Source organism: Gilvimarinus xylanilyticus (assembly GCF_024195295.1).
GTDB lineage: Bacteria > Pseudomonadota > Gammaproteobacteria > Pseudomonadales > Cellvibrionaceae > Gilvimarinus > Gilvimarinus xylanilyticus.
Window position 1 is genome coordinate 240,356 of the sequence record NZ_JAMFTH010000001.1, and the last position, 12,474, is coordinate 252,829.

A 12,474-nucleotide genomic window follows, 5' to 3' on the forward strand; every position below is an offset into this window, starting at 1 on the left:
ATCCACTTAAAATTGTGTTTTGCCAAAAATAGGGAAGAACCTATGAGTAGTAACCTAGTTGCGGCGGGGGATCACCCGGTGTATGACTACAAGGTCGTGCGTCAGTTCGCAATCATGACCATTGTCTGGGGCATCGTCGGTATGGGTGTCGGTGTGCTAATCGCCGCGCAGCTCGTCTGGCCCCAGCTAAACGATCTGTTTCAGCCCTACACTCATTTCGGACGCCTGCGCCCGCTGCACACCAATGCGGTTATTTTCGCCTTTGGGGGCTGTGCGCTATTTGGCACCTCCTATTACGTGGTTCAGCGTACCTGTCAGGCCAAGCTTTGGGGCGGCTGGTTAGTGCCTTTTACGTTTTGGGGGTGGCAGCTGGTGATCGTGCTGGCGGCTATTACTCTGCCGCTGGGCCTTACTAGCTCTAAGGAATACGCCGAGCTGGAATGGCCCATCGACATTCTGATCGCGATTGTGTGGGTGTCTTACGCATTGGTGTTCTTCGGTACCATCGTAAAGCGCAAAACCTCGCACATCTATGTGGCTAACTGGTTCTACGGCGGTTTTATTCTCACAGTTGCGATACTGCATATCGTTAACAGTGCTGCCATTCCGGTCACCTGGTTTAAGTCATACTCGGCCTACGCCGGCGCTGCCGATGCCATGGTGCAGTGGTGGTACGGTCACAATGCGGTCGGCTTTTTCCTGACTGCAGGCTTTTTGGGCATGATGTATTACTTTGTGCCTAAGCAGGCGGATCGCCCTGTTTACTCATACCAGCTGTCGATTGTGCATTTCTGGGCGCTTATCTCTATTTATATCTGGGCCGGTGCTCACCACTTGCACTATTCGGCGCTGCCCGATTGGGCGCAAAGCTTGGGTATGGTGATGTCTCTGATCCTGCTGGCCCCCAGCTGGGGCGGTATGATCAACGGTATTATGACGCTGTCAGGTGCCTGGCATAAACTGCGCACCGATCCTACGCTGCGCTTTTTGGTGGTATCTCTGTCTTTCTACGGTATGTCCACCTTTGAAGGCCCGATGATGTCGATCAAAACCGTAAACGCGCTCAGTCACAACACCGATTGGACCATCGGTCACGTTCACTCTGGCGCACTGGGCTGGGTGGCGATGATCTCGATTGGTGCGGTCTACCACTTGCTGCCCATTTTGTTTGGCCGCAAAGAAATGTACAGCGTGAAGTGGATTAATGTGCATTTCTGGCTGGCGACTATCGGTACCGTTTTGTACATCGCCTCGATGTGGGTAAATGGCATTATGCAGGGTCTGATGTGGCGCGCCTTTAATGACGATGGCACGCTCACCTACAGCTTTGTTGAAGCTGTACAGGCCAGCTACCCCGGCTACTTTGTCCGCTTTATCGGTGGTGCTTTCTTCCTTAGCGGTATGATTCTGATGGCGTATAACGCTTATCGGACAGCGCGAGCACCTAAGCAGGTGGAAGCGCCCGCGAATCCAGAGCCGCAGACGGTATAAGGGAGTAAGAAGATGAAAAATCACGATATCGTCGAAAAGAACATTGGTTTGATGACCGTGCTGATTGTTATTGCGATCAGCTTTGGTGGCCTGGTTGAGATTGTGCCGCAGTTTTTCCTTAAAGAGACTACGGAACCCGTAGCGGGCCTGAAACCGCTGGGTCCACTCGAGCTGGAAGGACGCGATATTTATATCCGCGAAGGCTGTCACGTGTGCCACACCCAGATGGTACGCCCGCTGCGCGCCGAGGTAGAGCGTTATGGTCACTACTCGGTGGCCGGTGAAAGCGTTTACGAGCATCCGTTTTTGTGGGGGTCTAAGCGCACCGGGCCGGATTTGGCACGTGTGGGTGGTCGTTACTCTGATGATTGGCACAAGGTTCACCTGTTTAACCCGCGCATCGTTGTGCCCCAGTCCAACATGCCGGCCTTCCCCTGGCTGTACGACAATACCCTGGACGGTAAGCACACCGAGGCGAAAATGCGCGGCTTACGCAAAGTCGGCGTGCCCTATACCGATGAGGACATCGAAGGCGCTGGCGATAAAGTCAAAGGTGTGACCGAGATGGACGCGGTGGTCGCCTACTTGCAGCAGCTGGGTACGCTGCTGAAGGAGAAGCGCTAAGTGGATAAGGGCACACTGGGAGCCATCAGTACTGTGCTGGTGGCCATCGCATTTGCCGCTGTGTGCTGGTGGGCGTTTTCCCCCAAGCGTAAGAAGCGCTTTGAGGAAGATGCCAATCTGCCGTTTGCCGATGAGCCAAACGAGCGGGAAAAACAAACAGAAAAAAATACTCCATCGACCGATGATGTAGCAAGGCGGAACTAATTATGAGCACTTTTTGGAGCCTTTGGATTATCGGCCTGACCCTAGCGAACCTGGTGTTGGTTTTTTGGGTTCTTATGGCCAATCGCAAGGTGGCGGTCCGCGACGATGAGACGCCGGAAAACCGTACCACAGGGCATGTGTACGACGGTATTGAGGAATACGATAATCCTCTGCCACGCTGGTGGTTTAAGATGTTTATTGCCACCTTTATCTTTGCGGCGGGCTACTTGGTGGTTTACCCGGGTATGGGCGCGTTTGACGGTATTGCTGGCTGGACTTCTCATAAACAGCTGGCCCAACGTCAGCAAAAAGCCGATGCCCTGTACTCCGAGCAGTTTGGTAAATACAACGCCATGCCGATTGAAGAGTTGGCGCGCGATCAGGATGCCATGAAAATGGCGTTGCGCTTGTTTGCCAACAACTGTGCGGTATGCCACGGCGCCGATGGGGGCGGTAACCACGGTTTCCCCAACTTGACCGATAACGACTGGCTGTACGGGGGTGAGCCTGCCACCATTAAACAAACCATTACCGCGGGCCGCAAAGGCATTATGCCGCCTTGGGCGGCCATATTGGGTGAAGACGGTGTTCATGAAACGGCCGAATATGTTTTGAGTCTGTCTGGTCGTGAGCATGATGAACAAATGGCTGCGCTGGGGGAAACTCATTACCAGCAGAACTGTGTGGCTTGCCATGGTCCTGATGGCACCGGCAATCAAGCTTTGGGGGCGCCTAATTTAACCGACGATGTTTGGTTGTACGGTGGCGAGCCGCGTGATATTCGCCAGACTCTGCGCGATGGTCGCAACGGCGTAATGCCCGCCCAGCAAGAGCTGCTGAAAGAAAGTCGCATCCATCTGTTGGCCGCGTATGTTTACAGCTTGTCACTGCCTTACGAGGAGCAAGAGTAAACACTGCCCGCGCCGGGCATCGCCCGGCGCACGCCCAGCCCACTCACAACGAGGTGTTCTGTGAGTCAAGATCCTGCTTCTGACGAGTCCCAAGGCGGTGTCCGCTACATCAATCTCTATGAGGCGGAAGACAAGGTCTACACCCGCCGCATTACCGGTTTTTATCAAAAACTCCGCCGCTACACTGGCCTGCCGTTAATCGCGGGTTTTCTGTTGATGCCCTGGTTTATTATCGATGGGCGTCCGGCCATGTTATTCGATTTGCCCGAGCGTAAATTCCATATTCTGTGTACCACCTTCTGGCCCCAGGATGGTATGTACCTCGCTTGGCTGTTAATTATCGCCGCGTTTATGTTGTTTACGGTGACCGTTCTGGTGGGACGGGTGTGGTGTGGGTTTACCTGTCCGCAAACCGTGTGGACCCAGATGTATATTTGGGTGGAGTATCTGTGCCAGGGGGACCGCAATAAGCGTATAAAGCTTGATGCCGCGCCCATGAGCCTGGAGAAGTTTTGGCGCAAGGGGGCGACTTACACTCTCTGGTTGTTGATTGCGCTGATTACTGCATTGACCTTTGTGGGTTACTTTGTTCCCATCCGCGAGCTTATTTCTGAGCTTGTGACCTTCAACGCCTCGTTAATGGCAGCCTTTTGGGTGGTATTTTTTACCCTTGCGACCTTTACCAACGCCGGGTTTATGCGCCAGCAAGTGTGCAAGTATATGTGCCCTTATGCGCGCTTTCAGGCGGTGATGTATGACCGCGATACCCTCACGGTGTTTTACGACTATGTGCGCGGCGAGAAACGCGGACCCCGCAAGGCTGGCGAAGACTATAAGGCCCAGGGCAAAGGCGACTGTATCGACTGCTCTTGGTGTGTGCAGGTCTGTCCGGTAGATATCGATATTCGCGACGGGATGCAGTCGGAGTGTATCGATTGTGGGTTGTGCGTGGATGCCTGCAATACCGTGATGGATAAAATGCAGTACCCGCGCGGTCTCATTCGTTTTACCACCGAGGACAATATCAAACACGGCAAAACCCATGTGCTGCGCCCGCGATTTATCGGTTATTTAGTGGTGCTGTTGGTGATGGTGAGTGTTTTTGTTTACAACATTTCCACCCGCACACCGCTGGGAGTCGAGGTGTTGCGCGATCGCGGTGTTCGTATGTACCGTATTAGCGGTAAGGACGTGCAGAACGTCTATACCCTGAAAATTAACAACATGGATAGCCGGGCACACCAGTATCATATTGAAGTCGACGGTGATTTTGATTTCCGTCTGCAGGGCTATCGGCCTCTGACGATTGAGTCGGGCGAGATCTTTACCATTCCGGTGCGCGTTGCCGTGGCACGCGAGCAATTGACCGAGGTAAAAACCGGCGTAAGCTTTACCGTCACCGCGCAAGACAACGCCAAGCTGACTACCGAGCATGAAACGTCCTTTATTGGCCCCCAACTGAGAGATTTCTGAGTCCATGCAAGCGCAACAACGCCCCCCTAACCCCTGGTATCGCGAACCCTGGGCCTGGTTTGTCTTAACGCCCTTAATTATTGTGGTGATCGTGTCTCTGAGTTTTGTGACCGTGGCCGTTAAACACGCCGACGACACGGTAGTGGATAACTATTACAAGCAGGGGCGAATGATAAATCAGAGCCTGGAGCAGGATAAACGTGCGGCCAATTGGGAGCTGGCGGCGCATCTGCACTGGGGGCAGGGTAACGATAAACTTGAGGTCGAACTCGAATCACCGGTGATTCCGGCGCCCTCGGTAATGACTCTGTGGCTCGGCCATCCCTTTGATGAGACTCAAGATGTCCGCCTGACGCTCGAGCCTCAAAAGTCCGGTATCTACACAGCCTCTTTGCCCGCGCTAAAAAATATGTGGTACGCCACTTTGGTGCCGGGCGAGGCCGACTCCGGCCGTACCGATAGTCCCTGGCGGCTGCGCGGCGAGATCTACTTTGATCGCCGCGACGCCATCAATTTGGTGCCACCGTCCAGTCGATGAGCGATCCGCAGCAGGCGCCTAAAGGCTGCTACCACTGTGGCTTGCCGCTGCCGGATCAACCCGAGTATCCGGTAGAAATTAACGGTGTCCGGCAGCTGATGTGCTGCCCCGGCTGTCAGGCGGTGGCCAGCTCTATTGTCAGCGGCGGCCTGGAAGACTTTTACCGCTATCGCAGCGAACTCAGCGAAAAACCTGACGGTGTGAGTGATAATTTTGCCGTCTATGAGCTGCCCGAAATACAGGACGAGTTCGTCCTGCCTTTAGCCGAAACCCGCTATCAAGCCAACCTGCTACTCGAAGGGATTTCCTGTGCCGCCTGCGCCTGGTTGATTGAAAAGCATTTGGAGCCGGTAAAGGGCCTCGAAGCGGTGCGCGTTAATGTGACCAGCTTTCGTGCCCAGCTGGTTTACGACCCTAACCAGATTACCGTTAGCGCCTTAATGCATAAGCTCGCGGCCATCGGCTATCACCCCAGGCCCGCTACCGACGAGCAACAGGCCCAATTAGATACCCGCGAAAACCGCCGCGCGCTGGCCCGCTTGGGGGTGGCCGGTTTCGGCATGATGCAGGCGGGCATGGTGGCTGTTGGGCTCTATACGGGGGCGGTGGACGAGTGGCAAAACCTGTTGCGCTGGCTCAGTCTGCTACTGTCCACGCCCGTGGTTTTTTTTAGCGCCTGGCCGTTTTTTTCCAGCGCCTGGCGCAGTATAAAAAGTGGCACTCTGGTTATGGACGTGCCGGTAGCGCTTGCCGTGGGGTTGGGGTATGGCGCCAGTGCCTGGGCGACGTTTACCGAACAGGGCGAGGTGTATTTCGAGTCCATTGCCATGTTTGTCTTTTTCCTGCTGCTAGGGCGCTACCTCGAATTTCGTTCTCGCACCCGATCGCGGGTGGGGCTGGCGAACGTGGCGCAGTTGCTGCCTCCCGTAGCCGAGCGCTGGCAGTCGGGGCATTGGGTTCAGGTGCCGCTACGCTCTCTAGAGGTGGGTGATACCCTCAGAGTGAGTGCGGGGCAAAACTTCTGCGCCGATGGTGTGGTGCTCGATGGCTCAAGCTCGGCCGATGAGTCATTGCTGACCGGTGAATCGCAGCCGGTCAAAAAAGTGCCGGGTGATAAGGTGATTGCCGGCAGCGGCAATATTGATAGCCCGGTAGAAATACAGGTAACCGCCCTGGGAGCAGATACCCAGCTCTCGTCGATTGAGCGTTTGATTGAGCGGGCCCAGCGCGATAAACCCCGGCGCGCGCTGGCGGCCGATCGACTGGCACGTTCGTTTGTCGCCAGTGTGTTGATTGTGTGCGCGGTGGTCTACCTGGGGTGGTATTTTTATCAGCCCGAACGGGCGTTATGGGTCGCCTTGTCGGTGCTGGTGGTGACCTGTCCCTGCGCTCTGGCGCTGGCCATGCCCACCGCGTATACCGCCGCCACCGATTATTTACGCAAGCATGGGGTCTTGCTCACCCGGGGCCATGTCTTAGAGAGTCTGGAAACCATTGATCGGGTTATTTTTGATAAAACCGGCACCCTCACCACCGGACGTTTATCCGTCGCCGAATTTATTCCGCTGGTGGCTGATGCCCAGCGCGAATCCTGTCTTGCCCAGGCGGCCGCCCTGGAGGCAGGCAGTGCCCATCCCATTGCCTCGGCGTTTGTGCCCTGGCAGGGACAGGTTAGGGCCCGGTCTGTTAAGCAGATAACGGGCGCCGGTGTGAGCGGGACGATTAACGGCGTTCGCTATCGTTTGGGGCGGCCCGATTACGTGGCTGACCACCTGAACCCGCCTTCCGGCGACTACTTGTGGTTAATATTGACTGCCGACGATCAGCCCAGGGCCTGGATAGGGCTGGAAGATCCATTGCGGCCGGAAGCCGCCCAAGTGGTTAATCAGTTGCAAGCACGTGGTATTGCGGTGGAATTGTTAAGTGGCGATACCCCCGCCAATGTCGCGCGCGTGGCCCGCACACTGAATATTGCAGACTTTCGCGGCGGTGTGACTCCCGCGGGCAAATTGTCGCACCTGACCCAGTGCCAGAGCCAAGGTGATAAAGTTGTAATGGTGGGCGACGGGGTGAATGATGTGCCTGTACTGTCCGCCGCAGACGTATCTTTGGCCATGGCTCGAGCGTCGGATTTGGCGCACAATCATGCCGATGCCCTTTTGTTGGCCGATTCTTTGACGCCTTTGGCTGAGGCGGTGAATCACGCCCATAAAACCGCCCACATCGTGCGGCAAAACCTGACCCAGTCACTGATGTACAATGGTTTAGCGCTGCCTCTGGCCGCTGCAGGCTGGGTGCCGCCCTGGGCCGCGGCGCTGGGAATGACAGGTAGCTCTTTGTTAGTGGTGCTCAATGCCTTGCGCCTGTCCCGCTAGCCGCGTTAACGCTTTTTTCTGGACAGAACAGCGGAGTGAACCCGTGAATAGCCTGTTTTTTCTAATTCCCATTGCGCTTATTTTTGTGGCGATTGCTGTGCGCGCGCTTTTCTGGGCCATTAACTCGGGCCAGTACGACAATCTGGATACCGAAGCACACCGTATTTTATTTGACGACGACAAACCTGTGCGGGGTAAATCTGAACCCGATCCCGCCCCCAAGGATGATGAGCTGCGTGACTGATACGGTGACCCTGGCCACGGGCTTGTTGTTGGGTTTTTTTAGCAGCGCTCACTGTGTGGGTATGTGCGGCGGCATTATGGGAGCGCTTAGCCTCGCCATGGGGCAGGTTTCTAAATCCCGACAAGCGCTCATCCTCGTGTCGTACAACCTCGGTCGTATCGCCAGCTACACCCTGATGGGCGCATTGGTGGCAAGCGTGGGGGAGCAGCTTGTCGAGGTGGGCGCCTGGACTTTTTTGCGCCTGCTGGCGGCATTGCTATTGTTGGCAATGGCCCTGTATTTAGTGGGTTGGTGGCGAGGTTTAACGCGGTTAGAGACCCTAGGCGGAAAGCTTTGGCGCCATGTGCAGCCACTAGGTAAAAAATTAATGCCCGTACGCACCCCGGGCGCTGCACTCCTGCTGGGAGGTTTGTGGGGTTGGCTGCCCTGCGGCCTGGTCTATACCGCTTTAGGCTATGCAATGATTCAGTCCTCGATCGGGCAGGGTGCCATTTTTATGACGGCATTCGGTCTGGGTACTCTACCGGCAGTGCTTTTAGTCGCGCTGGCCACAACGCCCGCAAAAGCGGTCCTGCGGTCGCGCTTTCTTCGCTATGGCGCGGCGTTGTTATTGGTAATATTTGCAATCTGGACGGCCTATGGTGCACTGGGCGGCCACCACGGCGGGCATTCTCATGGTTCGATGCCCGCGCAAACCACTGATTCGCCTTCCCATCAGCACCATCACCACCACTAAAAACGCGCCACGGCGTGTTGCAGATATTTACGTTTTCGCGATGGCAATTTAATTACCGGCATGGCAAGCTAGTTGCAGGATTTAGCTAGAAGATTGAGTTGTCAGTGTTTTTAGAACGCTTGTAATCCATCGCTTACGGAGAAACCCAGCCGTTGTTGTCTGCGGTCGAACTATATGAATAACAGGGTCAAGATACTTTTGGGCGCTTTATGCGCGACGCTTACGGTGACGGCCAAGGCAGCTGAACCCGAAACAACTTCCACACCTCGTGAGGGGTGCTATCAGTTCGACTACGAACGATCCGCCATGGCGCGGTTTAGAGATAGTAACCGGCTGGATACTTCTGATATCGACGAGCAGGAAGGTAAGATTATCGGCAACATTCGCTATATGCGAGTGGGTGTGTTCGATGAAAATAACCCCGATGAAAATAACAGCCTCTATCGGTTTTTAAACAAGCTGCACATCAACACTAAAGAGTACGTAATCGCGCCGCAAATATTGTTCGAGTCGGGCGAGCCTCTTGACCCGGATGAGATCCACGAGACCGAACGTTTACTGCGTACCCGCGACTACTTTACCGGTGCCTTTATTGTCCCCGATCAGATTTGTGATGATACTGTCGACTTGGTGGTAGTCACCCGCGACAGCTGGTCGCTGGAGGTTGAGGCGTCGTTCAGTCACAGCGGGGGGGACTCATCGACTGGCATTGGCCTGAGCGACGACAATATTCTGGGTACCGGTACCAGTTTCTCGATTGGCTACGAACAAGACGAAGAGCGATCGGGTATTCGCTACTCGGTGGGTACCGATCATTTATTTAACAGTCGCTGGGCGACGGGGCTTGCCTACGAGGATAACTCTGACGGTGAAAATATCACCTTCGAACTACGGCGTCCGTTTTTTAGTCGCCATACTCCCTGGTCGGCCGGCGGGCGTTACGAAGATGTGACCGAGGCGCAGATCATCCGCGCCAAGGGCGATGAGGTAAATGAGTACCAGCACCAAAATAACTATCAGGAGCTTTTCTACGGCCATAGTTTAAAAGTAACGCCTACCGCTACCCAACGTTTGTTGGCGGGTTTTACCGTCGATGAAGATGTCTTTTACGCTAATGAGAACACCACCGAACTCGGCTTCCCGGAAAACCGCAAAATGAGCTACCCCTGGGTGGAGTATCAATATTTGGAGGACCGTTACGCGGTGTTTCGCAACCTGAACCAAATTCAGCGCACCGAGGATGTGCCTTTGGGGATTACCATGGGGCTTCGGGTGGGTTACGGAGAATCGCAATTACAAGGTCACGACAGCAGCGATGCTATTCGCTATATCGGTGAGTATCAGCATATTTACAGTGTCAACGATAAGCACCTATTAGCGGTAAATTTGGGCGTTAATGGGCGCGACAGTCTGGATGTGGATCAGGCCGACAGCTCTGTTTGGTCAGCCCAGGTGTCCTATAACTTAATGCGCGATTATAAAAACCGCTGGTATGGCAGTGTCAGTTACGACGCCGGGCAAGACTTGATGCAACACGAAGAGCTGACCGTGGGCGGTATTGTCGGCATGCGGGGTTACCCGACCTCGTTCCAGCGCGGTACCAAGCGCTTTTTAACCACTATCGAGCGTCGTTATTACTCCAGCTGGCACTGGTTTAATCTGGTTCACGTCGGTGCGGTGGCGTTTGTGGAGGCGGGTAAAGCGTGGGACGGTCCGGATGGCGGTGCCGATAACCCTATGCTGGCGGATATTGGTTTCGGTTTTCGTTTCAGCTCCAGTAAAGTCCGGGTCGGTAGTGTGGTCCATGTGGATATAGCCACTCCGCTGGTAGAGCGGGACGGTATTGATGATTACCAGCTGTTGATTAAAGCCAAGCAGCAGTTTTAAGCGCCCGGTTATTGAAGTCTCGCCGCTGAATCGCTGGCACTTTACGGCAGAGATCACAGCCGTCTTTTGTTTTTCGCTTTCGCGCATCCTATGACTTCTCGTTCCGCCCCTAATTCTGCAAAGTGTGGACGTCTGATCCTAGAGGGAGATCTATGAAAAAAATTATTGCTGTGATGGCACTGGTGGTCGGTTACTTAGGCTTAACCTATTACGCGGGAATTATTGCAGAGCAAAATATTCGTCAACAAGTAGCGCTTACCCAGCAGCAAAGTACAAGCAAACAACTCCAGCTGCAAATACGCGAGTATGACCGTGGTTGGTTCCGCAGTCGTGTGGTACTTCGGGCAACGCAACCCGAGGCTGAGGTGGATGAGGCGGTTGAATTGATCGCCCGCGCCCGTTTATGGCACGGACCGCTCACGTTTGCCCAGGGAATTAAGCCCGGTTGGTTCTACGCTAGCGGTGAGATTGAGCTGGCAGAAACCAGCGCCGGCCAAAATGCCCGCTTGAGGAAAGTGGTGGGCGATCGCCTGGGAGCAATGAACCTTTGGGGCAAGCTGAGCGGTGCCTATCAATTTTCCTGGGACATTCCCGCGATTGAGTATCGCGAGCCGGAGGGCTCGGTCAAAGTGGCCGCATCGAAGTGGCTGAGCGAGGGTAGGTTTGATTCGCGCGATGGCGTTCACCAGTTGGCGATGGGCGAAGCCGCGCTGACCTCGGGGCGAACCTCTGTCTCCCTATCGCCCTTGACGATACGGGCTGAGGTGGAATTTATCGCCGACGATATTCCGTTAACCCAGGTACACACCCAAGTAGAGCGGGCGGAAATTCGCACTGGCGTGAATATGGCCCTAGAGGGAATTGATTATCGTCAAAGTCAGCGAGCTCGCGAGCAGGTTGTGGATACTCAGGTGGATATTCGCATACAGTCTCTGCAGAGCTTTGTCGCTCTGTCGCAAATTCAAATTCAGGCGGCGGCCGAGGGTACCTCGTTTGAAGCCATTCGTAACGCCACCCGTCTAACCGAACAGTGGCAGACGGACAGCGCCGCTTTGCCCAGCGACGAACAGATTATGGCGCTTATTAAACCCCTGTTACACGATAGCACGCGGGTTACCTGGCTTGCTCACGCCAGTGCCGACAAAGGCGAGATACACAGCGAGATGGAACTAACCTATGCCTCCAACCCCCAGTTTCCGCTGGATGCTCTTGTCTTGGATGATTTGCCTCAGGTGATTGCCGCCCAGGCCGAGCTTAGGGTGGGGGAAAAGATCGTGCAGCGCTCGCCTTTAATGTTTCTAATGGCCGACTATATCGAGCGCTACACCCAGCACCGCAACGGCGCTTATGTGGTGCCGGCAAATTATGATAAAGGCATTTTGCGGATCAACAATCAGCCCGTCTCCTGGGATGAGCTGGGGTGGTAAATTAACGGCACCTATGTGGCTTTTCATTAGTTTACCTGGGGCGACGTTGGTTTTCATTGCCGGGGGTATTGTGTGAGTGTCGTTAATCACAGGAGAAAAAGCGATGAAAAAACTGATCAGCACCCTTACCCTGTGTGCGCTTGCAAGCGCACCCCTGGCAGTCTATGCCGAGCGCGGCGAACGTCCTGACCACGCCCCTCATTCGATTTTGCTGAGCGAGCGGGTAGCGGAAAAGTTAAACCTGAGTGATGAGCAATCTAGCCAAATTAGAGTGTTGCTCGACAATCATACGGCGGTTTATCCGCGCGATCGAGACACTCGCAAGGCGCAGCGTGAAGCAACGGATGCTCTGATTCAGGCACAAAGCTTTGATGAAGCTGCCGCTCGCGAGCTGCTATCGCAAAAGCTCGAGCGTGAACTGGCCGCATTAAAACTGCGCCATGATATCAATCAGGTGTTGAGCGCAGAGCAGCGCGAGCAGTTGCAACAAATGAAGCAGCGGATGAAAAAGCGCTTTGCTAAAAAGCACCGCAAGTCCCGTCGCGATTAACAATGTCAAAAATG

General features: G+C 54.8%; 12 protein-coding genes. All 12 read left to right on the forward strand.

The window, feature by feature from the left end; genetic code table 11:
* The first annotated feature begins 42 nt into the window (after nt 1-42).
* The 12 genes from ccoN to M6D89_RS01095 all read left to right on the forward strand — a co-directional run bounded on the left by ccoN (nt 43) and on the right by M6D89_RS01095 (nt 12,460).
* Nucleotides 43-1,491, forward strand: a complete 1,449-nt coding sequence (gene ccoN / locus M6D89_RS01040; RefSeq protein WP_253966174.1) for a cytochrome-c oxidase, cbb3-type subunit I — start codon at nt 43-45, stop codon at nt 1,489-1,491.
* 12 nt (nt 1,492-1,503) lie between these two features.
* Complete coding sequence (gene ccoO / locus M6D89_RS01045) at nt 1,504-2,115, forward strand: cytochrome-c oxidase, cbb3-type subunit II (protein WP_253966175.1); 612 nt, start codon at nt 1,504-1,506, stop codon at nt 2,113-2,115.
* Nucleotides 2,116-2,319 carry a CcoQ/FixQ family Cbb3-type cytochrome c oxidase assembly chaperone gene (locus M6D89_RS01050; RefSeq protein ID WP_253966176.1) on the forward strand — a complete coding sequence of 68 codons (204 nt, stop codon included), beginning with the start codon at nt 2,116-2,118 and terminating at the stop codon, nt 2,317-2,319.
* A 2-nt stretch (nt 2,320-2,321) separates the two neighbouring features.
* Nucleotides 2,322-3,230: a cytochrome-c oxidase, cbb3-type subunit III gene (ccoP, locus tag M6D89_RS01055; RefSeq protein WP_253966177.1), complete on the forward strand. Its 909-nt coding sequence runs from the start codon at nt 2,322-2,324 to the stop codon at nt 3,228-3,230.
* 60 nt (nt 3,231-3,290) lie between these two features.
* A complete protein-coding gene (ccoG, locus tag M6D89_RS01060; protein ID WP_253966178.1) occupies nt 3,291-4,703 on the forward strand; it encodes a cytochrome c oxidase accessory protein CcoG in 1,413 nt (470 codons plus the stop codon).
* A 4-nt stretch (nt 4,704-4,707) separates the two neighbouring features.
* Nucleotides 4,708-5,241 (forward strand): FixH family protein, encoded by a 534-nt coding sequence (locus M6D89_RS01065; RefSeq protein WP_253966179.1) that lies wholly within the window; start codon nt 4,708-4,710, stop codon nt 5,239-5,241.
* The gene (locus M6D89_RS01070) at nt 5,238-7,616 is read left to right on the forward strand and encodes a heavy metal translocating P-type ATPase (RefSeq protein ID WP_253966180.1); all 2,379 of its coding nucleotides are present in this window, start codon (nt 5,238-5,240) and stop codon (nt 7,614-7,616) included. The genes M6D89_RS01065 and M6D89_RS01070 overlap by 4 nt, the downstream gene beginning before the upstream one ends.
* Before the next feature lie 43 nt (nt 7,617-7,659).
* Nucleotides 7,660-7,860, forward strand: a complete 201-nt coding sequence (ccoS, locus tag M6D89_RS01075) for a cbb3-type cytochrome oxidase assembly protein CcoS (RefSeq protein WP_253966181.1) — start codon at nt 7,660-7,662, stop codon at nt 7,858-7,860.
* A complete protein-coding gene (locus tag M6D89_RS01080) occupies nt 7,844-8,596 on the forward strand; it encodes a sulfite exporter TauE/SafE family protein (protein WP_418930334.1) in 753 nt (250 codons plus the stop codon). The genes ccoS and M6D89_RS01080 overlap by 17 nt, the downstream gene beginning before the upstream one ends.
* Nucleotides 8,597-8,902: 306 nt before the next feature.
* Entirely contained in the window at nt 8,903-10,483 is a 1,581-nt protein-coding gene (locus M6D89_RS01085) for a BamA/TamA family outer membrane protein (RefSeq protein WP_253966183.1), read from the forward strand.
* A 152-nt stretch (nt 10,484-10,635) separates the two neighbouring features.
* Nucleotides 10,636-11,910, forward strand: coding sequence for a DUF945 family protein (locus M6D89_RS01090; protein WP_253966184.1), 1,275 nt, complete (start codon nt 10,636-10,638; stop codon nt 11,908-11,910).
* A 103-nt stretch (nt 11,911-12,013) separates the two neighbouring features.
* The gene (locus M6D89_RS01095) at nt 12,014-12,460 is read left to right on the forward strand and encodes a Spy/CpxP family protein refolding chaperone (protein ID WP_253966185.1); all 447 of its coding nucleotides are present in this window, start codon (nt 12,014-12,016) and stop codon (nt 12,458-12,460) included.
* Nucleotides 12,461-12,474 lie beyond the last annotated feature (14 nt).

Excerpts from the sequence above, each read along its gene's own strand:
- ccoN (WP_253966174.1), top strand. The coding sequence starts at position 43 with ATGAGTAGTAACCTAGTTGCGGCGGGGGATCACCCGGTGTATGACTAC.
- M6D89_RS01095 (WP_253966185.1), top strand. The coding sequence starts at position 12,014 with ATGAAAAAACTGATCAGCACCCTTACCCTGTGTGCGCTTGCAAGCGCA.
- M6D89_RS01090 (WP_253966184.1), top strand. The coding sequence starts at position 10,636 with ATGAAAAAAATTATTGCTGTGATGGCACTGGTGGTCGGTTACTTAGGC.
- ccoP (WP_253966177.1), top strand. The coding sequence starts at position 2,322 with ATGAGCACTTTTTGGAGCCTTTGGATTATCGGCCTGACCCTAGCGAAC.
- M6D89_RS01085 (WP_253966183.1), top strand. The coding sequence starts at position 8,903 with ATGGCGCGGTTTAGAGATAGTAACCGGCTGGATACTTCTGATATCGAC.
- M6D89_RS01070 (WP_253966180.1), top strand. The coding sequence starts at position 5,238 with ATGAGCGATCCGCAGCAGGCGCCTAAAGGCTGCTACCACTGTGGCTTG.
- M6D89_RS01065 (WP_253966179.1), top strand. The coding sequence starts at position 4,708 with ATGCAAGCGCAACAACGCCCCCCTAACCCCTGGTATCGCGAACCCTGG.
- ccoO (WP_253966175.1), top strand. The coding sequence starts at position 1,504 with ATGAAAAATCACGATATCGTCGAAAAGAACATTGGTTTGATGACCGTG.
- M6D89_RS01080 (WP_418930334.1), top strand. The coding sequence starts at position 7,844 with ATGAGCTGCGTGACTGATACGGTGACCCTGGCCACGGGCTTGTTGTTG.